This is a genomic window from Sorangium sp. So ce367, assembly GCF_051520455.1.
GTDB lineage: Bacteria > Myxococcota_A > Polyangia > Polyangiales > Polyangiaceae > Sorangium > Sorangium cellulosum_B.
The window spans coordinates 2,163,242-2,184,674 of the sequence record NZ_CP150334.1; the positions used below are offsets into that span (position 1 = coordinate 2,163,242).

The 21,433-nt window shown below is 70.4% G+C and carries 18 protein-coding genes and 1 pseudogene; 4 read left to right on the plus strand and 15 right to left on the minus strand.

The window, feature by feature from the left end; all coding sequences use genetic code 11:
- Positions 1 to 126: 126 nt before the first annotated feature.
- Both WME97_RS08300 and WME97_RS08305 read right to left on the minus strand, forming a co-directional pair.
- On the minus strand, positions 127 to 645 hold the full coding sequence (locus tag WME97_RS08300) for a hypothetical protein (protein ID WP_437550939.1): 519 nt from the start codon (positions 643 to 645) through the stop codon (positions 127 to 129).
- A 272-nt stretch (positions 646 to 917) separates the two neighbouring features.
- Positions 918 to 1,559 (minus strand): hypothetical protein, encoded by a 642-nt coding sequence (locus WME97_RS08305; protein WP_437550941.1) that lies wholly within the window; start codon positions 1,557 to 1,559, stop codon positions 918 to 920.
- 232 nt (positions 1,560 to 1,791) lie between these two features.
- Here WME97_RS08305 and WME97_RS08310 point away from each other — a divergent pair.
- Positions 1,792 to 2,579: pseudogene (locus WME97_RS08310) on the plus strand (IS5 family transposase).
- 632 nt (positions 2,580 to 3,211) lie between these two features.
- Entirely contained in the window at positions 3,212 to 3,400 is a 189-nt protein-coding gene (locus WME97_RS08315; RefSeq protein ID WP_437550942.1) for a hypothetical protein, read from the plus strand.
- Positions 3,401 to 3,422: 22 nt separating this feature from the next.
- Here WME97_RS08315 and WME97_RS08320 read toward each other — a convergent pair whose 3' ends face one another.
- From WME97_RS08320 to WME97_RS08380, 13 genes are all read right to left on the minus strand, one after another.
- Positions 3,423 to 4,565 (minus strand): hypothetical protein, encoded by a 1,143-nt coding sequence (locus tag WME97_RS08320; RefSeq protein WP_437550944.1) that lies wholly within the window; start codon positions 4,563 to 4,565, stop codon positions 3,423 to 3,425.
- A 139-nt stretch (positions 4,566 to 4,704) separates the two neighbouring features.
- Positions 4,705 to 5,841 (minus strand): hypothetical protein, encoded by a 1,137-nt coding sequence (locus WME97_RS08325; protein WP_437550946.1) that lies wholly within the window; start codon positions 5,839 to 5,841, stop codon positions 4,705 to 4,707.
- A complete protein-coding gene (locus WME97_RS08330; protein WP_437550948.1) occupies positions 5,838 to 7,229 on the minus strand; it encodes a sigma factor-like helix-turn-helix DNA-binding protein in 1,392 nt (463 codons plus the stop codon). Before WME97_RS08330 ends, WME97_RS08325 begins: the two co-directional genes overlap by 4 nt.
- A gap of 528 nt (positions 7,230 to 7,757) precedes the next feature.
- Positions 7,758 to 8,312, minus strand: coding sequence for a hypothetical protein (locus tag WME97_RS08335; protein WP_437550950.1), 555 nt, complete (start codon positions 8,310 to 8,312; stop codon positions 7,758 to 7,760).
- A 60-nt stretch (positions 8,313 to 8,372) separates the two neighbouring features.
- Positions 8,373 to 10,076, minus strand: a complete 1,704-nt coding sequence (locus tag WME97_RS08340) for an SIR2 family NAD-dependent protein deacylase (protein WP_437550952.1) — start codon at positions 10,074 to 10,076, stop codon at positions 8,373 to 8,375.
- Positions 10,077 to 10,164: 88 nt separating this feature from the next.
- Positions 10,165 to 11,637 (minus strand): dihydrolipoamide acetyltransferase family protein, encoded by a 1,473-nt coding sequence (locus tag WME97_RS08345; protein WP_437550954.1) that lies wholly within the window; start codon positions 11,635 to 11,637, stop codon positions 10,165 to 10,167.
- A gap of 3 nt (positions 11,638 to 11,640) precedes the next feature.
- Complete coding sequence (locus WME97_RS08350; protein ID WP_012234205.1) at positions 11,641 to 12,615, minus strand: alpha-ketoacid dehydrogenase subunit beta; 975 nt, start codon at positions 12,613 to 12,615, stop codon at positions 11,641 to 11,643.
- A gap of 153 nt (positions 12,616 to 12,768) precedes the next feature.
- The gene (locus WME97_RS08355) at positions 12,769 to 13,959 is read right to left on the minus strand and encodes a thiamine pyrophosphate-dependent dehydrogenase E1 component subunit alpha (RefSeq protein ID WP_437550956.1); all 1,191 of its coding nucleotides are present in this window, start codon (positions 13,957 to 13,959) and stop codon (positions 12,769 to 12,771) included.
- 201 nt (positions 13,960 to 14,160) lie between these two features.
- Positions 14,161 to 14,730 (minus strand): tellurite resistance TerB family protein, encoded by a 570-nt coding sequence (locus WME97_RS08360; RefSeq protein WP_437550958.1) that lies wholly within the window; start codon positions 14,728 to 14,730, stop codon positions 14,161 to 14,163.
- 163 nt (positions 14,731 to 14,893) lie between these two features.
- Positions 14,894 to 16,021, minus strand: coding sequence for a lipoyl synthase (gene lipA, locus WME97_RS08365; RefSeq protein ID WP_437550960.1), 1,128 nt, complete (start codon positions 16,019 to 16,021; stop codon positions 14,894 to 14,896).
- Between the two features lie 81 nt (positions 16,022 to 16,102).
- On the minus strand, positions 16,103 to 17,248 hold the full coding sequence (gene mtnA / locus WME97_RS08370) for an S-methyl-5-thioribose-1-phosphate isomerase (protein ID WP_437550962.1): 1,146 nt from the start codon (positions 17,246 to 17,248) through the stop codon (positions 16,103 to 16,105).
- Positions 17,249 to 17,581, minus strand: coding sequence for a hypothetical protein (locus tag WME97_RS08375; protein ID WP_437550964.1), 333 nt, complete (start codon positions 17,579 to 17,581; stop codon positions 17,249 to 17,251). It abuts the gene before it with no gap.
- Positions 17,582 to 17,591: 10 nt separating this feature from the next.
- On the minus strand, positions 17,592 to 18,431 hold the full coding sequence (locus WME97_RS08380; protein ID WP_437550966.1) for an SDR family oxidoreductase: 840 nt from the start codon (positions 18,429 to 18,431) through the stop codon (positions 17,592 to 17,594).
- Between the two features lie 845 nt (positions 18,432 to 19,276).
- Here WME97_RS08380 and WME97_RS08385 point away from each other — a divergent pair.
- A complete protein-coding gene (locus WME97_RS08385; RefSeq protein ID WP_437550967.1) occupies positions 19,277 to 20,395 on the plus strand; it encodes a CAP domain-containing protein in 1,119 nt (372 codons plus the stop codon).
- A 170-nt stretch (positions 20,396 to 20,565) separates the two neighbouring features.
- Positions 20,566 to 21,396 carry an alpha/beta hydrolase gene (locus tag WME97_RS08390; protein ID WP_437550969.1) on the plus strand — a complete coding sequence of 277 codons (831 nt, stop codon included), beginning with the start codon at positions 20,566 to 20,568 and terminating at the stop codon, positions 21,394 to 21,396.
- Positions 21,397 to 21,433 lie beyond the last annotated feature (37 nt).

Consider the following 21,433-nt stretch of genomic DNA (forward strand, 5'->3'; position numbering starts at 1 on the left):
AGAGGAGCGCCGGGCCGAACCAGCCGAGCGGCGCCGGTGGGACGCGTTGGTGAGCCCGGTTCTCACCTGAATCGCGACCAGCCTGAGCGAGAGCAACAACGCGAACGGCGTTGCTGGCGCGAACGGTCAGAGCTGCCCATACTCACGGATCCGGTCGCGCGCTTCTCCCTTGTCGGGCTCCAGATCGACGACGATCCCGAGGCGCGATTCGACGTAGGCCACCCAGAGTGTTCCATGTGTTGGAACGCCGGTCCAAGCATTCATCTCCGTGATCGACAGGAGCCCATCGATGTCTCGATCGAAGATTCTTATGTCCCTGAACCGTAATCCGCACGTGAAGCCGAGCTGGACGTTCAGGTTGCGGGAATAGACGTCTCCGCCGATGAACAGATCGACGTGCGTGGTCCGGACAAGGGTTCCCTGCGGCCTCAAGGTCGTGGTGAACACGGGAAGAACGGCTCCGATCAATTGGTAGAATTCAAGGCTCGTAGCCGCGCTCGCCCGGAACTGTCCGGCCTCGAAAGTAGAATGTACCCCCAATTTCTTGTCTTCTATCGTCGACATGTTCTCCTTGCCCACCCCAACGCCGATGAAGTAGCCGATGTTGAGCTCCTGGGTGGGGCTCGCGGTCTGCCCGAAGCTCACGATGACTGTATGAACAGCCCCCGGGGCTGTTCCGCCGCCATACGTGGCTCCGAGTCTCGCGAGATGGGGGAGCTTTGTCTGAACGATGCCGTTGAGATGGAGGCCGTCCCAATAGAATTTCTCTGAGGGCCGCGGTTCTTGCGCTGATGCCAGAGCGGCGAAGGTGAATACTCCAAGCCCTGATAGCGCGCGCAACAGCGGCTGCCCTGGCCTGCTCGAACGGCAGGCGGCTGGCTCCCTCCGGATGAACAGCGGCGTAAAATGTGTTCGAGTCATTCGGCTCGCAAGCGAGCTATGCACTCTGGCTTCTTTACCAGTTCATTGATGTCGATGTCGCCGTACTCGCTCCTGGTTGCATAGGCGTCTTCCACCGCGTCGACGGCGAGAGGATCGCGCGTGGCGTCTCGAAAGTGAGCGTCCTCATTGGTTTTTATGATGCCGACGCAAAGTGAGTATTGCATCTGGGCCAGATCTCGAATGCTCAACACGGTGTCGCAGTCGAGCGTGTCGCTTCCTAGTATTTTCTTGTATGCGTCGAAATGCCACCTGAAGTTCCTGCAGTTTGCGCCCGTCGTGTTGAGTGACCGCGCTTGCGATGCGACGACGCATTGTTTCGGACAGTCTGGCTCAGGTGAAAGTGTGGGGTTGTCTTCGCTGGTGTGGGGCTTTTCGTCTCTCTTCTGAAGACCGGGGTCGCGACGCTGGAGCGTCTTTTCGCAGCTGGCCAATTTTTTTTGAGTGGCGATCAGAGTTGACTGGAGATCGGGGACGTCCTTGTTGACGGCTTCCTGGTGCGACTGGGGCTGGTTGACGCCCTCTCTCGAGATTGTTCTCAGATTGTATGCGGCCACCAGCGCGGCGACTGTGATGGTTCCTAGTGCAATCCATGTTGTCGGTGTCGGCGATGTTTCCATGCTTCGAATGTTGCGTGGTGGCGATGGTGGTGATTCTTATCTGAAGGTCGGTTATTGTATTTGAGATGGGTCTCCAGGGTGGCATAGGCTAGTAGTAGCAGGGGTCCTTCTTGATCGGTGTTATTCCAATGTCTTGAGGGGTGATTCTTAGAGCACCTAACAAAAGCTCGTTCACCCCGCTTGCTTGAGGGAAGCCGATGGTGCGGCAGAATACAGCGTGGGCAAGCTGTTGGTGCCGGACGAACTCTGGGAACGAATCGTACCTCTATTGCCGAAAACGGAGCCGAAGCCGCAGGGGGGCCGGCCGCGTACGCCTGATCGGATCGCGCTGACCGGTATCTTATTCGTGCTCAAGACCGGGATCCCTTGGGAGTATCTCCCGCAAGAGCTCGGCTGCAGCGGCATGACGTGCTGGCGCAGGTTGCGCGACTGGCAGCAGGCTGGCGTCTGGGATCGGCTCCACGAGGTCTTGCTCGATGAGCTCGGCGAAGCCGACAGGATCAACTGGGAGCGTGCTGCGCTGGATGCCTCGCTGGTTCCGGCAAAAAGGGGGGTGAAAAAACTGGCCCGAACCCCACGGATCGCGGCCGGCCGGGCACGAAATATCACATTCTGGTCGATCAGAATGGTATCCCGCTCGCCGTCGAGATGACGCCGGCGAACGTCCATGACTCGAGGATGTTCACTCCTATGGTGGACGCGGTGCCGCCGATCGCGCGTCCTTGCGGCCGACCGCGGCGCCGCCCCAAGAAACTGCATGCCGATAAGGCCTACGACGACCCGGCCCTTCGGTTGGCTTGTCATCTGCGCCACATCGTGCCCCGCATCGCTCGAAAGGGCATCGAGTCGTCGGAGAAACTCGGCCGTTACCGCTGGGTCGTCGAACGGACGATCGCTTGGCTCCGGCGCTTCCGCCGCTTGACCGTGCGGTATGAGCGCCGTGCCGACATTCACCGAGCGTTCCTCCTGCTCGCCGTATGCCTGATCTGCCTCAACCATATCCCGACGGGCTTTTGTTAGGCGCTCTTAGGCGGATGCCGCTGGCGGGCTGTAGTTCTTCGCGCCATTGAGGGCATGTCTTCATGCTTATTTCTCTTACGAATTGGTTCTGTAGCGGTGTCGTCCTCGCGCAACCGACCAGAAGTGCTTCTTGGTCTTCGTGTCCACACAGCGCTTGGCACCCGGGGGATGGATCCATGCACGTTTGTGCTGGTATTTCGTCGAAGATCGTGCGTCCGGCCTGGAATAGTGCCGTCGCGGAGATGAGCTGGGCGAGGCCGGTACGGATTGCCCTCGAACGACGACGTGCTGCGGTCATAGCCTTTTGCTCCCAGGAGGACATCTGGTGGTGGCTCGCGTTTGCCTGAAGAAGGCAGCAGGAGGATACAGGAAAGGCTGTCGTCCTTTGATGAATCCGTGCACATGATCGCGGCCGGGCGTCGCGAGCGAGTCGAGCTCGCCGAGGCACGCGCGCGATGTCCAGGACGTTGGGAGCAAGCGATGACTCGCGCGGCCGGTCACGGACAATCTCGCTTCGCTTTCAGGGGAGCGCGTGGGGCAATCGGTGCGCGCGGTCCACGCCGCGAACTCTCGTTGGCAGCGCACCCATTCCCTGGCGCGCTGCCGCCACGGACGTCCGGGCCGACGAGGCCATGAAGTGGCTTCGGGCCGAGGGCCGCGGCACGCCCGCGGGGTCGATGATGGCGTTCTGGATGCGTGAGCCGGTCGAGCCGATGGTCGGCTCGGGGCCGCCCGCAAGCGCCCTGGTCGCGGCCCTCCGCAACGAGGAGCGCGGAGAGCTCGCGGATCGGGTGGAGCTGCTGCTGCGCGCGAGGCGATGATCGCCTGTTCTTCTCGCGGGCCCTATGCCTGGCAGCAGAACGTCGACGGTTCGGCCGGCAGCAGCTCGCCGAGCGGCTCGCCGCCGCTCGGGGCGCAGCCGCCGGGGTCCACGGCGACGACCTCCGCCGACTTGCTGCCGAGGGCGATGCCGGGCGGCGTGACGCCGCAGAACGGCGCCATGGAGCTGACGAGGGTCGAGGCGACCTGCTCCCCGCATGCTCCGTCGCTGTAGACCGAGGCCATGATGGTGCAGGAAGCGCCCTCCAGCTCCCCGCAGCCGCACTCGGAGCAGCCGCGCCCGTCCTCGGCACCGCCATAGAAAACGTGCCTGTCCAGGTAGGGCTCTTCGCACCTCACGTCGCCCTCGTGGAAGATGCACGTCAGGAAGCCGCCGGGCGGCGGGACTCCGGGCTGCTCCGGCGAGGGCATGCAGGTGCTCCGGTCGCCCAGGCACTCGGTGTAGGCGCCGGGCACGCAGGCGAGCGCCCGGGTCAGCCAGGGATCGAGGAGCGCCGGCGGCGGGGGCTCGTCGACCCTCGGCGTGCAGGCGGCGGTGGCGGTGACCAGCACGGCAGGCGCGTCGATCGAGATCGACTTCACACACGGCTGCCCGCCGCAGTCCTGGCCCGCGGGGATGGCGTTCTCGGCGGTGCAGGCGCCGTCCCAGCCGCCGGGCGCCGCGAAGGTGGTCTCGACCCTGCCGGGGTCGCCGGAACACGTCGTCGAGGTGTGCGCCGACCAGTCCAGCGGGAGCTGGCACGAGGCGGTGGCCGCTTCCGGCGGATCGCACAGGCAGGAGGCGCAGGCGAGCGGCGCGGGCGCCAGGTCGGCGAACCCCTCGTAGCCGACGTTCGGCGCGGCGGCGGGGCATGCGGGTACCTGGTCCCGCGGGCCGAACCAGAGGAGCGCCGGTCCGAACCAGCCGAGCGGCGCCGGTGGGACGCAATCGCCGGCGCAGGCGGTCTCGTCGCCGCCGCCTGTCCCGCCGCTGCCGCCGGCCCCGCCGCCCCCACCTTCGCCGCCAACCCCGCCGCCGCCTTCCTCGGGCCACGGGCAACCTGGATTGCCGTACTCCTGCGGCTGACAGGGACCGATTACGGTCGGATCTCCGGGACAGCCAGGCAAGAAGAGAGAGCCCACGAGCAGGAGGAAGGGGGTTCGCATGCCGGACAAGATACGTAGAGATGGCCCGCGCTCACAATGGGCAGCCTTCACGAGACAGTCGATTGCACTGAGCATTGAGGATTCCTTCTGAGAATTTTTATCTCGATGGCGAAGAGAGCCGGGGCCTCCACGAAATCGTTCAGTACGTCGCCGTGACACCGAGTCCGAGCGCCGCGCCGACCGGAGGTGAGGACCATGTGATGGATCCAGCTGTCTCGCGCCGCTGGCTACGGCGCCGGATCACCGCCTCCGCAACGATCGCGTTGGCCTCGGCGTATCCATGCGCGCTCCACCTGTCCGAGAGGGCCCAGGCGCTGCCGAGCCGCGCCCCAACGCTGAACAGAGCGTCGTCGCGTACCGTCATGTCCCACGGATGCCGGGGTACGAACCGGACGAAGCCGACGGTCGCGACCCCGCAGCCGAACAGATGGCTGCCGCGCAGGCAGCCCACACCAGCCGCCGTGAGGGCTCTCGTGCTGATGATCATGTCTTTCACCTCCTCTCCCAGGGAGACGAGCCCTCGCCCCTCCACCGCGAGCGACCAGGCGGGCCGGCGAACGCCAAACGACAGCGTCATCCCGGCCGCGAGCCCCGGCGTGATCCCCAGGCCTAGGGTCGCGCCGAGCCCCGCTTCGAGCCGCAGCGGCTCCGTCGGGGTCGGGGCCGCCTCCGGCGGTGTTGGCGCCTTCGGATGTTCGGCCCGGCGCACTGGCTCGGGCGCGGCCCGGCGCGCCTGCGGAAGCGGCGGTGGAGGCGGCGCTGAGGGCTCGGGCGACGGCGAGGCCTCGGAGGGCGGTGGCGCCCGCTCGGGCGCGTTCAGGATCTGCGCCACGATCGCGAGGGCTGCGCCGGAGAGCAGCGCCTCGCAGCCGCGCCGGGTGCTGAACCCCTCCGCCCAGGCTGTCTCGCCCGCGCTCTCGCTCTCGCGCAGGGCCATTGAGGCCGTGAGCTCCGGCCCCGCCTGCGCGATGGTGACCGTGAGCACCCGCGGCGCGTCGTCCTGGAAGGGGTCGGCGCCGAGCCCGCGCGCCACCTCCGCGCGCAGGAACGCCTCGGCGGCGCAGGCTTCGGCGCCGGGGCCCCGCACGACCTCCAGCCGCATCGCAGGATGCGGCAGATCTGGCGCGGCGCGCGCCGCCGCGATGCACAGCAGGACCCTGGCGGCCGTGGCCGCCGCCACGGCGGCGCGCGCCGGGCGCCCCGCGCCCCGGATCGATCCGATAGCGCGCCGGGCCTGGCGCGCGCCGAGCCCGTGTCTGGCCCAGGTGCTGCTCATCGCGACGGCGCTCCTCCCGGCGCACGCTGCTCCGGAGGAGAGAGGCGCGCTTGGGCGATCGTGCGGAGCCGCTCCCGCACGTTCTTCAGCTGGCCCCCGGGGAACCGCTGCTCGTGCACGGCGATCTGCCGGAGCGCCCCGGCGGGGTCACCGGCAGTGAGGCGCTCTCGCGCCGCGGTGAGCAGCCGCAGCTCCTCCGCGAACGTGTCATCGCGCTCGCTGGCCCGTGGTGCCGCCCGCGGAGCAGCCGGGCACGGGCGGTGGGGCGCCTCGGGCGCGGGAGCGACGGGCCCCGGCTCCAGCGCCTGCAGCGGCGGGGTCGCTGCAAGGCAGGCGGCGCTCACGGGCGGCAGCTCGGGCAGCAGCGCCCCGAAACGGCGAGCCCACTGGGCCGGCGGTGACGCGATGGCGACCTGCACGGCGATCGTGCCGGCGACGCCCGCCGCGGTCGAGCCGAGGGCAAGGCCGACACGGGCGAGCATCCGCCGCTGGCTCGGGGCCGCCGGCGTCCCCGGCAGCGGCGCCGGGGGCACAGGCGGAGCAGGCGCAGGCGGCAGGGAGGCAGGAGGGATGGGCGGAGAAAGCGGCAGGGTAGCCGGCGGTGCAGCCAGAGAAGGAGGCAGCACGGACAGAGCGGTCTGAGACGGCGCCGGCGGTGCGCCCGGCGACGTCGAGGCGCCCGCGCCGTCCTCGCGTGCGAGGGAGCTGGACGCCAGCGGGAACAGGAGCCAGCACGCGCGCAGCGCCTGTCGCTGCTCCGGGCGCAACCGCGCGACGGCGGCGCGGTAGTCCTCGCGGGCGAGGCGCAGCCGGTTGCAGGCGGTGTTGTAGTTGATGCCGAGCTCGCGCGCGATCTCCACGATCGGCACCTCGAACGCCTCGTGCAGGACGAGGAGGATCCGCCTCTCCGGGGCGATCGTGCCGAGCACCGAGATCGCGAGCTCCAGCCGCTCTCGGTCAGCGATGCGCTGCTCGCTGCTCGGTGCGGGATCGACGGCCTGGCCGTGCGGCGTGGGGTGCAAGCCCGTCGGCACCTCGCGGCGGCGGTAAGCGCGGTCCAGGTAGCGGCTGACCTTCCGCCAGGCGATCCCGAACACCCACCGGGCCTCCGCGCTACCTTGCTGGCGCTTGCCATCCCGCTGCGGCGGATCACCCGCGGAGTCGGCCTCGTCCAGCGGCGCCGAGATAGAGGCTGGGTAGGCGGGATCGAACCGATCCAGGCTCTCGTACGCTGCGAGCAAGATCTCCTGGGACAGGTCGTCGATATCGGGCTCGGCGACCCCCAGGAGCCGGAGCGCACTGGGGAGGACGTCCAGTGCGGCAGCGTGAACGGAATTCCATGTCGCGTTGCGGGAGGTGTCGTCGGCGGGCGAAAGGAGGGTGCTCATATCCAGAATTGCGGCCGGATTTCCGGTTCCGTTTGAGAAAATGCACGGCGCGGTGCGTGGGGCGGCGACGGTGGTGACGCGCCTGGCCGCCGTGCCCGCAGCCGCCTGCGATCCGCTGAGCATCGCGCTGCTCGTGCACGCCTACGATCAGACACGCCGGGCGATCGCCTCTCTCCGCTGGAACGAGCGGGATGCCGACACGATCGCGCCGTCGCTCTACAAGCGCCGCGGTGGTCGCACGGCATCATCGAGCGACGCCGCCGCGGCGCCCCAGGACGCTGGCCCGCCCGGCCTGATGGCGCCCTCATCGCCCGGTGCCGCACCGCGCGGGGGGCGCCGGGCGCGGCGGTGTCCGGCGCTTCGCCCAGCGGCGCGCCGCCTATCCTCTGGTGGCCTGCGGCGTCCCGGTCCACGTCATCTCCGGGGCGCTCGCATCGCAGCCCGCTGTCGCGCCGGGTCGAGGGCCACCCCTCCGAGACGCGGCGCGACTGTCGCGAGCCGGCGCTACCTTTCTGGCATGCGCATGCGTTAGACCGGACCGCCTTCCAGACGCCGCGCCTGTTGCTCGAACCAGCGTGCGAACCCTTCGGCGGCTGCAACGAGCCCGGCTCGCGACACCTCCACGCCGCGGCCCATGTGCCCGGGTAGCTCGCGAGAGAGGATGCGAACCGAGCCGCCGGGTGGACAGAGGACGAATGCTTTGCATCCGTTGAACTGCTCGCCCCAGTTGGTCAGGAAATCGTGGGCGCTCCAGAACGTCCAGTCCCGGCGGCGCTCCTCCTCCGTTCGGGTATCGGGCACCTCGACGTCTCCATGATGGCTGTACAATAACCCGTCAAGGAAGTTCCAGGCAGCGATGTCGTCCAACCCGGCCAGCTTCTCGGACCACAGGCGGTCGAGGTTGGAGGGCAGCCAGCGAAAGGAGCGGTAAGCCGGGTACAGCGCACAGTGGGACTCCCCGAGGTCTCCGAGGGCCACCCCGCGGCACCAGACGCACATGCGTCCCCACACTGCGCTCGGGGGCTCCAGGTTGGGCTCCACGTCCGCTTCGATGGCGAAGTCCTGCCGATCCCCGAACAACATATCGACTCAGCCTCCTGCCGCCCCGCGCTCGCGCGGGGCGCGCTCGTCCGAGGATCTCGGTCAGCGATTGAGCCAGGCGCTGACAGGGGCGATGACGCGCTCGCTGAACGCGTCCTTGTCCAGCGCAGCGCCGAGATCGACGCGGAGATAGCGGTAGGTGCACGGGCGCCCGCCGGCGTCGAGCTCGTGATCATTTCCGTCGTAGATGGTGTCCTCCTGTCCGCTCAAGGACGACCAGATCTGGTTCCAGGGCAGGTTCCGAACGGAGGAGCGCATCAGGCTGATCTGCAGCTCGGAGCCCGCCGCGCGCGCGCCGCCGAAGCGCGTCGGATCCGGCTCATCACCCCCGCTGCGCGTGAAGCCCGTGTCCGACACCACGTCGACGACCACGCTCCGCGAGGTGCTGGCCGATGACTGCCAGACGAGCTGGAGGCGATACGCAGGCAGGAAATCCCAGGCCCAGTACTTGCGGCGAAAGAACTCGGTGGTCGATTTCGGGTGACGCGAGAACAGGGATGGATCCCAGCGCTCGAACGCGAGCCCGATGCCCGCGAGCGCATCGGACAGCTCTGCCAGCCGATCGAAGACGCGGCGCTGATACTGGTGGACGAGCCGATAGCTCTGCCTCACGAGCGCCATGTCCATGTCGCCGTCCCCCGCGGTCGTCTCGAGACTTCGAGGCGTCGCGGCGGCGGGCGGGGCGGGCGCCGCCTCAGGGAGGAGCCCGCGGTGTGCGACCCGGGTGACGGGAGGGACCATCATCTCGACCTCGTCGGCGAGGAACGGGAGGGGTACAGCGGGGGCGGGGGACGGGGCGGACGCCGCCTCGAGGCGCGCGGTGGGCCGGGGGGCGCCTGCCATGAGCGGCGGCGGCGTGGCGGGCTCCCGGTTCCCGGCGGAACCGAGGGCCTGGACGAGCGCCACCAGGGGATCACCGAACTCCTCGAACGTCAGGAACTCGATGCAGCTCAGGTCCTTCAGGCGCCGCTGGGTGTCGCGCAGCTCGCGCGCCCGAACGAGCATGTAGTGCGGCCCCGCGGCGCCGCCGAAGGCCTCGTGGACCCACGCGATCTGGTTGCCGAACATCGCGTCGTCGAGGCTGAAGCCGACGAACAGGAAGGTGCGCGCTGCAAGCAGGTGGCGCAGCGCCTGCAGCGCGCCGCGGTAGCGCACCTCGTCCTCCTGGCTCGGGTACAGCTCGCGGTAGCCGTCCGGCGTCAGGATCAGCCGCTGCGGCTGCTGGATGAAGCCGTGCAGGTGCCAGACGGTCGGGCGATCGATCTCGTCGCGCAGCATGGCGGACAGCTCCGCCGTCGCGTCGACGCTGATCTGCACGAGATCGTTGGGATCGTCGAGCGCGTAACGGAGGATCTGATCGTAGTTGGTCGTGATCACCAGCCTGCTCGGCAGCTGCCAGACGGCGCGCGCGAGCGACAGAGATCCGGTGTCGATGCGATTGCCCGGCGGATCCAGCACCTGGCGGAGGTAGCGGTACCAGCCCGCCCCCATGCCCTCGCGCGCGTACCGGGCCGCCTCGAAGTAGTCGGGCGCCCGCTTCTCCAGCAGCCCTTCCACGACGTTGGCCTCGGGCCGCTTGCCGTCCTCGCGGAGGCGCGCGGCTGCCCCGAGGAGCAGGTCTCCCCAGCTGGGGAACATCCGCTTCCCGTTCCGGTCCAGCGCGGCCATGGACACGCCGGCGCCGACGAAGGGCACGACGAACCTGTCGCGCAGCGCGTCCTCGAGCGTCTTGGGAATCGCGATCACGGGGCGCGATGTTGCCGGTTCCGGCCCCGCGCGACAAGCGGTGGGCGCATCGCTGCCGCGCGCGGCCGCTGCCGCGCACAGCAGCGGCTCAGCTCATCTCCAGGAACAGCCGATCCGGATCCTCCAGGTACCCGATGATCTCGTAAGCGAACGCCGCCCCCACGTGCCCATCGATGATCCGGTGGTCGAACGACAGCGACACCAGCATCACCTCGCCGATCACGATCTGCCCGTCGCGCACCACCGGCTTCTGCTTCATCTGGTGGATCCCGAGGATCGCGACCTCCGGGAAGTTCAGTATCGGCGTCGCGAACAGCCCCCCTTGCTGGCCGAGCGACGTGATCGTGAACGTCGAGCCGCCGAGATCCTCCGGCTTCACCCGCCCCGACTTCGTGTCCTCGCCGAGCCGCGCGATCTCCTGCGCGATCTCCAGCACGCTCCGCCGATCCGCGTCGCGCACCACCGGCACGATGAGCCCGGCCTCGGTCGCGGACGCGATGCCGATATGATAGCTCTTCTTGACGACGATCTCCTGCGTCGCCTCGTCGAAGGCGCTGTTCAACGTCGGGTGCTTCTTGAGCGCCGCGACGACGGCCTTCACGAAGAAGGGCAGGAAGGTCAGCTTCACGCCCGCCTTCTCGGCCAGCGGGCGCAGGCGCGCGCGGCGCTCCTTCAGCGCGGAGACGTCGCACTCCTCGACGAAGGTGAAGTGCGCCGCCGTGTGCTTCGACCGCGACATCGCCTCGAAGATCCGCTTGCGCACGCCCCGCAGCGGGACGCGCTCGTCGCCCGGCCCCGACGGCAACCCCCGGCCGCGCTCTCCCTCGGGCCGCGCCGCCCCGTGCCCCGGCTCCTCGTCCAGCTGGCCGGGCCCCGCCGCCGCCGGCCTCGGGGCCGCCTCGGGCAGCGCCGGGGCCGCCCGCCTGGGCGCCGCCTCGGGCAGCGCCGGGGCCGCGTCCTCGGGCGCCTCGAGCGCCCGCACGTCGTCCTTCGTCACGCGGCCCGCCGGGCCGGTCGGCGGCACGCGCCGCAGGTCGACCCCGAGGTCGCGCGCCAGCTTGCGCGTCGCGGGCGTCGCGAGCGGCTTCTCGTTGAAGTAGGCCGCCGCGCGCGACCCCGCGCCGATGCTGCCGTTCGCCCACGCCGACCGCGCCGGCGCCACCAGGTTCATCCCCGGGAGGTCTTCCCGGATGTCGCCGACCGCCGTCGCCGCGGGCTCCGCGGCCCCGGACTTCGCGGGCGGCTCCGCAGCCCCAGCCTTCGCGGCGGCCTGTCGCACCCCCGCCCCCGACGCGGGCGGCGCCGCCGCCTCAGGCCGGTCGTCGAGGTCGAACACGACGAGCACCGAGTGGACAGGGACGACCCCGCCCACCTTGCCCCGCGTCTCCACGATCCGGCCCGTGCGCGGCGACGTGATCGTCACCGTCGCCTTGTCGGTCATCACCTCGACCATCGGCTGGTCCTCGGCGACCATGTCGCCCGGCGACACCAGCCAGGTCACGATCTCGCCCTCGGTGACGCCCTCGCCGATGTCCGGAAGCCTGAACTCGTACTTGCCCATGCGTCAGTACCTCGCCGTCTCCAGGATCGCCGGAAGGATACGATGGGACAGAGGGAGATACTCGTTCTCGAGGGTGTACGGGAACGGGGTGTCGAAGCCCGTGACCCGGACCGGCGGCGCCTCCAGGTGGAGGAACGCCTTCTCGTTGACCAGCGCGACGAGCTCGCCCCCGAGGCCGCAGGTCTTCGGCGCCTCGTGCACAACGATGAACCGGCCCGTCCGCTTTACCGACTCGATCACCGTGTCGATGTCGAGCGGCCACAGCGTGCGCAGGTCGATCACCTCGCACTCGACGCCCTGGGCGGCCGCCTGGTTCGCCGCGTCGAGCGCCTCGTAGAGCATCGCGCCCCAGACAACGAGCGTCACGTGCCAGCCCGGCCGGACCACCTTCGCCTGGCCGAGCGGGACCGTGTACTCGCCCTCGGGGACGTCGCCCTTCGCGGCGCGGTAGATGCGCTTCGGCTCGAAGAACAGCACCGGATCCGGGTCTCGGATCGACGAGAGCAAGAGCCCCTTCGCGTCGGCCGGGTTCGACGGGCACACGACCTTCAGGCCCGCCACGTGGATGAACTGCGCCTCGGGCGACTGCGAGTGGTAGTGCCCGCCGCGGATGCCGCCGCCGAACGGCGTCCGGATGACCAGCTTGGACGGATACTCGCCCCCCGAGCGGTAGCGGTACTTCGCCAGCTCGGACACGATCTGGTCGTACGCGGGATAGATGAAATCGGCGAACTGGATCTCCGGGATGGGCACGAGCCCGTAGAGCGCCATCCCGATGGCCGTCCCCACGATCCCGTTCTCCGAGAGCGGCGTGTCGATCACCCGGTCGTCCCCGAACTCGTCGAACAGGCCCTGGGTCACGCGGAACACGCCGCCGACCTTGCCGACATCCTCGCCGAGCACGACGACCCGCGCGTCCCGCCGCATCTCGTGGCGTAGCGCGTCGTTGATCGCCTGGACCATGTTCATCTGAGGCATGCTCTTCGTCTCCGTCTCTCGGACAACAGGTGGGGGTACAACCTCACCGGCGCCCCGGCCCCCCGAGGCTCCCCGCCGATCGCGGGCAGCGGCGCCACCCCCGCCGCGCCGCCGTCCGGCGAGCCGCCACGCCGACGCCGCCGTCCGCGCAGCCTAGTGGCCGCCGTGGCCCTTGGGCCTCGGGCCCGCCTTGAGCTGCTCCCGCTGCTCCACGAGGTGCCAGGGCGGCTCCGCATAGACGTCTTCGAACATCGAGTCGAGCGGCGGCGGCGGGACCTTCTCCGAGGCCGCGATGCACGCCTTGACCTCCGCGTCGACCGCCGCCTCGATCTCGCGATCCTGCGCCTCCGTCCAGCCCTGGGTGCGCTCGACGTGCCGCCGGAGCCGCGCGATCGGGTCGAGCCGCCGCCACGGGTCGAGCCACGCGTCGGGGCGGTACGCCTTCGGGTCGTCGCTCGTCGAATGGCCCGACAGGCGGTACGTCATCGCCTCGATGAGCGTCGCGCCCTCGCCGCGCGAGGCGCGCGCGATCGCGTCGCGCATCACCTTCACGACGGCGAACACGTCGTTGCCGTCGACCCGCACCCCGGGGACGCCGTAGGCGACGCCCTTGCTCGCGAACGTGTTGCTCGACGTCTGGCGCTCGGTCGGCACGCTGATCGCCCAGCCGTTGTTCCGGCAGAGGAAGATGACCGGCACCTTGAACACGCCAGCGAAGTTCAGGCCGCTGTGGAAATCCGACGAGCTCGTCGCGCCGTCGCCGAAGTAGGCCAGCGTGACGAGCTCGTCGCGCTTCAGCTTGGCGGCCCACGCGAAGCCGACAGCCTGGGTGATCTGCGTGCCGATGGGCGAGCTCACCGAGCCGAAGTGGCCCTCGCGGTAGGTGTAGTGGTCCGGCATCTGCCGCCCCTTCACCGTGTCGTTCGCGTTGCCGAACATGTTGTCGATGTACCGCTGGAGCGGCAGCCCTCGCCAGAGCGCCGCGCCGAACTCGCGGTAGCACGGGAACACCCAGTCCTGGGGCCGCGTCGCGGATACGCTGCCGAGGACCGTCGCCTCCTCACCCAGCGAGCCGATGTGGAACCCGATGCGCCCCTGGCGCTGCAGCGCCACGAGCCGCTCGTCGAGCAGGCGCGTGCGCATCATGGCCTTGTAGAGGGCGATCACCTCCGATGGCTCGAGCTTCGGATCGTGCGCGGGGTCGAGCGAGCCGTCGTCGCGCAGGACCTTGATCACGTCGTCGGCACACGTATCGAGCGGGTGCCGCGCGACGGCAGCCTGCGGCTCGAGGCTTGCCCCGGAGACGTTCGGCGGGCGGTCGGTGGAGTACGTCGCGGTGCTCATCGGTTCGCGGGACACTAACCAAAGGCGCTGCCCGAGACCAGTGCCCAGACGCGGCGTACGCTCATTCGCTTTACGCGTGACGTTGACGTGACGTTGACTCGTCGCAGCGATCGCGCGGGGTTTGACTCGCCGCGGCGAGCTCGAACCCGCGCGCGCCCTGATGCGCGTCTCCCGCCGTACGCGGCGGCGCTGATGTCCACGCTAGACGTTCACGGGCTCGGCTGCCTGCGCGAGGGCCTCGTCGACGGCGGCCACGTCGAGCTTGAAGCCGCGCGCGAGCTGCTCGAGCACGCCGTGCTCCTGCGCGCTCACGCCGCCGGAGGCGTGCGCCATGGAGGCCGCCACGCGGAGCACCTCGCGCTGATGCTCTGTCCGCGCGATCGTGCGGGCGACCATGCTGATGCGCTTCTCCAGCCCGTCCTCGGCCAGCATCTCGCCGAGATCGGCGAGGAGCGCCTCGAGCTGCTTCTCGTGGACGAGGTTCTGGCAGGCGCCGGCGACGATCGCCTGGAAGCGCCCGCGCTCCTCGTCGTCGAAGTGGCCGTCGGCGTTCGCGACGAGGAACGCGGCCTCGATGATCGTCTCGAAGAGCGCCACCGCGGCGGGATCGAAGCCGGTGGGCATCGTGATGTCTTCGATGGGAGGGCGCGCGCTGTAGGCCCTCGCGGCCTGGGACAGGATCGACGCCACGCGAACGCGGGGCGCCTCCGAGCCGAGGCGCGAGGCGCCTGGAGCGATGCCGCCGGGGCGCCTGTTGATGGGAGCGGACATCGTGGTGTTGGACCCTCCTGCCGTCCAACACGCTCGGCCAAACGCCGGTAAGCGTCAAGGCGCTTGCGCCTCCCAACCCGCGCTCCCCGCGGTGAATGCGTTCAGTCTGCCATCCAGTCTGCCGAGCCCGTCCCAGAGCGGGTGAGCACCGCTCGGGGGCGGTCTAGCGGCGGACGAGGGAGGCGGCCGGGACGAGGCCCGCGGGGCTCGCCGACGCCGTCGCCGGGGCGACGGGCGGGCGGGGCTCGTCCGGGTCGAGCTCTGCGGTGAGGCGGGCGGCCTCGCGGCGCGCCACGGCGAGGCGCTCCTCGAGGAGCGCCTCGACGGCCGGGGCGCCGCCCGGGGAGGCGCCGGCGGGCTGCGCCGCGCCGCCTCGGTCCATCAGGCTGCGGACGAAGACCTCGGCCGCCTTGTAGCTCGACCGAACGAGCGGCGCGCTGGCGGCGTAGAGGAAGCCCATCTCGAGCGCCGCGCGCTCGAACGCGGCGAAGGTCTCGGGCTCGACGAAGCGCTGCACGGGCGCGTGCTTCGAGGAGGGGCGGAGGTACTGGCCGATCGTCACGATGTCGACCCCGGCCTCGCGCAGGTCGCGGAGCGCCTCCAGGACCTCGTCGTCGGTCTCGCCGATGCCGACCATGATCGAGCTCTTGGTGAGCCGCCGCGGCGCGGGCGCGCCGGCCTCCGCGGCGTCGGCGGCGAGGCGCCGCTGGCGCTCCTTCGCGCGCCGGAGCACGGCGAGCGACTGGTCGTAGCTCGACCGGACGTCGCGGATGACGCGCGTGATGCGGCGGACGACCTCCACGTTGTGGGCGAAGACGTCGGGCCCGGCGTCGACCACCATGTCGACGGCGCTCATGTGGCCCTGGAAGTCGCCGACCAGCGTCTCGATGAGCAGGTCGGGCCGGAGCGCGTGCAGGCGGCTCACCGTGCGGGCGACGTGCTCGGCGCCGCCGTCGAGCAGGTCGTCGCGGTTGACCATCGTCATCACGACGTACTGGAGCGAGAGCCGGGCGATGGCGCGGGCCACGTGCTCCGGCTCGCGCACGTCGACCGCGCCGCGCGGATCGCCCGTCGTGACCGCGCAGAAGCGGCAGCCGCGCGTGCACACGTCGCCGAGGAGCATCACCGTCGCGGTCCCCTCGCGCCAGCACTCGCCGACGTTCGGGCAGCGCGCCTCCTCGCAGACCGTGTGGAGATCGAGCTTGCGGAACGTCTCCTTGAGGTGGTGGTACGTGTCACCCCCGGGAGCGCGGACCTTGAGCCATTCAGGTTTGGGCGAGAACTGCGCCATCAGGGGTGTCCTTAGCCCATGCGGCGGGGGAGCGCGAGGGGGAGGGCGCGCGCCGGCGCCGCGGCCCTCGCGCGGCCGGCGCTAACCTGCCGGCGGCGCAGGCGGCACGGAGCGGCTGATCTCGCGCGTCGTCAGCTTGCCGCGCTCGGTGAAGACGGCCGTGACGAGCTCCGCGGGGGTGACGTCGAAGGCCGGGTGCCGGACGGGCACGCCGGGCGGGACGACGCGGCGGCCGCCGACGACGGCGAGCTCGTCGCGGCTCCGCGCCTCGATCGGGATCGACGCGCCGCTGTCGGTGGCGAGGTCGATCGTGCTCCACGGGGCGGCCACGTAGAACGGGATGCCGTGGTGGCGCGCGAGGCAGGCGAGGCCGTAGGTCCCGATCTTGTTCGCGACGTCGCCGTTCCGCGCGATGCGGTCGGCCCCGACGACGACGGCGCCGATCTCGCCCTTCTGCATGAACCACGCGGCCATCGAGTCGGAGATCACCTCGACGGGGATGCCGTCCCGCTGGAGCTCCCAGGCGGTGAGGCGGGCGCCCTGGAGGTACGGGCGGGTCTCGCACGCGAGCACGCGGAGCGCCTTGCCCTCCTCGATGGCGGCGCGGATCACGCCGAGCGCCGTGCCGTAGCCGCCGGTCGCGAGCGCGCCCGCGTTGCAGTGGGTGAGGACCGTGCCCGACTCCGGCAGGCGCGCGGCGCCCGCGCGGCCCATCTGGTGGCAGGCGGCGACGTCTTCCCGGTGGATCTCGCGGGCGAGCTCGGCGAGCTCCCGCGCGCGCTCCTCGCCGCGGCGCCCGGCGTTCTGCAGGGCCGCGGCGATCGCGCGCCGCACCGCCCACCCGAGGTTCACGGCGGTGGGCCGGGCCGAGGCGAGGTGCTCCCCCGCCGCCCGCATGGCGGCGACGTAGCTGGAGGCGCCCTCGTCGCGGGCGGCGCGCGCGGCGAGCGCCATCCCGTACGCGGCGGCGATGCCGATGGCCGGGGCGCCGCGGACCACCATGGTCCGGATGGCCTCGGCGACGCCGGCGGAGTCGGTCACGGTGAGGTAGCGCTCGCGCTCGGGCAGCTCGCGCTGCTCGAGGAGGAACACGCGGTCGTCGCCCTGCGCCAGCTCGACGGCCGAGTAGTCGGCGCCGGAGAGGGCCGCGGCCGGCTCCCAGGGCGGCGCCGGCCGCGCGCCCTCGCCTGGCCTCGGTGTCTGCTCTGCTTCGAAGCTCGTGCCCATTCAGCCCCTCCCGTTCGAGCGTGACGGCTCCCCTGGCGATCCGTCGTCCGGCCCCTGCGCCTCGGCGCTCGCGGCGAGCCGGCCGCGGATCTCCTCCGCGACGGTCGCGAAGTCCTCCGCCGCGTCGGCCTTGCGGCCCGCAAGGTAGGCGCGGAGCGCGTCGGCGGCGAGCAGCGCGAGGCTCGCGTTGATCCCGCGCGCCGTGAGCGCCTCGATCACGTCGCCGTTCTTGAGCAGCGTCTCCAGGTCGTCGAAGACCGCGGCGAGCTCTGGCCCGGGATCGATGCCGCCGCCGGCGGCGGGGCGCGTCTTCTTGTCGTCCTCGCGGGTCACGGGTCGCGCCTCATGATTTCGTGCTGGTCGCCTTGGGGATCGCGGTGAAGGGGAAGTGCGGCGGCTCCACGCCGGGCACGCACTGGTACTTCGAGAAGTCGGTGACGCCCTCCTCGCGGAGCAGGGCCTCGTCGATCCACGCCTTGCCCCGCCGCGCCGACGGCTCGCGCGAGAGCAGCGCGAGCGTCGCGTCGGCGAGGATATCCGCCTTGCGCCAGAGCTCCGGGCCGCCCAGGCCGAAGTTGATCGTGGCAAAGCTCTCGATCGCGGTCGCGGGCCAGAGGGCGTGGGCCGTGACGTTGTGCTCCGCGTACTCGCCGGCGATGGCGTCGGCGATCATCGTCATGCCGAATTTGGAGACCGCATAGGCCCCGTGGTGGGCGCAGGCCTCGGCGTCGACGGGGGGCGACATCATGATGATGTGGCCGTATTTCTGCGCGATCATCTGGGGGAGGACGGCCTGCGAGAGGGCGAACGACGCGCGCACGTTGATGCCCATGATGAGGTCGAACTTCTTCATGGGTGTGTCCACGACGTCGGCCCACCAGAGCGCGCCCGCGTTGTTGATGAGCGCGTCGATGCGCCCGAGGCGCTCGACGGCCGTGGCGACGGCGCCCCTGCAGGCCTCGTCGTCGCGGACATCGAGCTTGATGGGCAGCGCGCGGCGGCCGAGCTGCTCGATCTCGCGGGCGACGTCGTGGATCGTGCCCGGGAGGCGCGGGTTCTCGGCGACCTCCGTCTTCGCGGCGACGACGATATCGGCGCCTTCTCGCGCGCAGGCGAGGGCGACGGCCCGTCCGATCCCGCGGGAAGCTCCTGTGATGAAGACAACGCGGTCCTTGAGGCGCATGGTCGGCGGTCATAGCACAGGAGCCGCCGCGGGTGCGGCCTCGCGGTTCGCAGTCGAGCGGCCGTGCTGCGGGGTCGCCGCGCGGTCATCGGGGCGTCAGGCCGTCAGGCCGCCTTTCCACCTTTCCACGAGCGCGGCAGCCCGCATGCCGCGCGGAGGAGATGGCGCGCGCGTGCGGCAAGAGGCCACATCCACCGCCACCCCGCGCGTGGCGCAAGGACGAGCTCTGCCGCGGACGTGAGCGGACGAGGGCCCTCAGGCGAGCGGCGTGGCGGTGTGGCGAGGAGCGGGGGAGTCGCGCGGAATTTCATGGGCGTTCGATTGACCTGCTGCTGACATGCGGCCTGTGGCTCGCCGCGGCGCGCATCGACGCGCGATCCACGGCGGGCGGAGGCGGAGGCTCGCAGGGTGTCGTCGCGCCCACGGGCTTCTGATCGCGGTCTGTCGTCGGACACGGACACCCACCCTTCGGACCAGGGGAGATGTTGTGTCCTGATGGCTCCATGTCTCACACCGTCTTCGCGTGAAGAAATCCTGTGTCGTCGAGCTCCGGGAAGCTCGGTTTCATGGCCCTTGAAAAGATCCAGTGATCCGGCGGCAAATCATGCCTGTCAGAGTGTTTCGTATCTGGACATGCCAGCGGTCAGGTGACACCGTGTCGTGAGCGAATCGAAGGGAGGCGCTGCGCTGCGTGGGATCGCGCTGTGCGCTACTCCGCCCCCTGAACAACGCTGTACTGGGGTGGCCCGTCGAGGTGTCGTGTGCCCCGGCGTACGTGCTGGCGCGAGCCGCGACGCAGGGGCGGGCCGAGCTCGGACGGGCCCAGAGAACCAAGGAGCATGCATATGAGCGCTTTGCACAGGACGCTTGTCCTCGCCTTCATCGCTGGCTGTTCTGCCGTCGGCTGCCTCGCCTCGACCGAGGTCGGCGAGGAGCCGTCGGCGGAGCTGTCGGAGGACCAGTCCTCGCCGCTCGCGGGGGCGGTCTGCGATACCGCGTCGGAGGGCTCGGATGTGGAGCTCTCCTGTCCTGCCGGCGAGGTCATCACGGCGATCCAGTTCGCGAGTTATGGCAGGCCGCGCGGGGTCTGCGGCGGCTACTCGGCCACGGCGTGCAACGCGCCGACGTCGAAGGCCGTCGTGGAGCGCGCGTGCCTCGGAAAGGCGAGCTGCACCGTGCGGGCGAGCAACACGACCTTCTCCGGTGATCCGTGCAGGAGGACCGCGAAGCGGCTCTACGTGCAGGCGGCGTGCGGCCCCGCGACGCCGGGCAGCGGCGCGAGCGGCTCGACGAGCGGCACGGGCGGCACGGGCGGCGAGGGCGGCGCGGGCGGCTCGACGAGCAGCACCGGAGGCGCGGGCGGCTCGACGAGCAGCACCGGAGGCGCGGGCGGCTCGACGAGCAGCACCGGAGGCGCGGGCGGCTCGACGGGCGGTGAGGTCTGCGGCAATGGGGTTTGCGGCGCGGGCGAGGACTGCTCGAGCTGCTCGAGCGACTGCGGCGCATGCCAGATGTGCAGCGGCGCCGGGCCCAGCACGACTCCGCTCGACACCGAGGAGCAGGCGTTCCTCACCATCATCAACCAGTATCGCGCGCAGAACGGCCTCGGGGCGCTCTCGGCCTGCACCTCGATGAACCGCGCTGCACAGGGGCACAGCGAGGACATGCGCGATCAGAACTATTTCTCGCACACGAGCCTCGACGGCCGGTCGCCCTGGACCCGCATGTGCAACGCCTGTTACGAGCTCGGCTGCGGGGGCAACGCCATGGCCGAGAACATCGCCGCTGGCTACTCGGCAGCGCAGGCGACGTTCACCCAGTGGAAGAACTCGGACGGCCACAACAAGAACATGCTCGGCTCCGCCTTCAAGGTCATCGGCATCGGGCGTGCGACCGGAGGCGGGACGTACGGGTCCTACTGGACCACAGTGTTCGGCGGCAGCTCCGAGGCGAGCTGCAATTAGGCCAGGCACCCGCGGCGGCGGCCGCCTGCTCGCAGCAGCGTGTCACGCGTGAGGCGTTCTGCCATGGCAGAGCGGCGCGACCCGGGAGCCGAGATGGCCCGGGCCGCGCCGCGCTCCGCAGCGAGAGCAGCGGCCGAGTGGCGGCCCGGTGATTGCTTCAGACCGGGACGGTGGAACAGCAGACCTCCGCGAAAACACATGTCATCTATCTTCTCGGTCCCTACCGAATTCCCGGCTTCCACGGGGAGCGCAACGTGCGTGTCTACCTGCCCGACGAGGGGGCGCGTGAGGGGCGGCCATCGCCTGTGCTCTTCCTGTTCGATGGGCAGAACGTCTTTCACGACGACCCCTCCTACAGCGGAGGGTGGCACCTTCACGAGGCCGTCCATGATCTCGCCAATCGAGGTCTCGAAGCGCCGGTCCTGGTGGGGCTCGATCACGGCGGGCCCGAGCGGTTGACGGAGCTGTCGCCGTTCCCGGGCGACGGAAGCGAAGGGAAGCTCGACGATGTTCTGGGCTGGCTCACCTCCGAGATCGTGCCGGCCGTACAGGAGCGCTTCGCGGTGAGGCGCGACCCGGCCAGCACGGCGATCGGCGGCTCATCCATGGGGGGCCTCGCGGCGCTCTACGCTCATCGGCGTTGCCCCGAGGTGTTCGGGGCCGCGCTCTGCATGTCGCCATCGCTCTGGTTCGCCGAGCGCAAGATCTTCGACGTCCTCGCGTCTCTGGCCGTCCCCGCGAGCTCGAGGCTGTACGTCGACGCCGGCGCTCAGGAGGACGGGGGCTCGGTGCTGCGCGACGCCGCGCGGCTGGTCGAGCAACTTCGCCAGCAGGGCTACAGGGACGACAACCTGCTGTTCTGCCTGGACGAGGACGGGACTCACTCCGAGGACGCGTGGCGCCGGCGCGCGCCCGGGGCGCTGCAATTCCTGTTCACCGGGGCCGCCAGGGAGCAGCAGGGCGGCGCCGGAGCGCCGGAGGGGTCGCAGCAGGCCGCCTGATCTCCTGCGTTTCGGCGATCGTCGCGCCGGCGGCCCA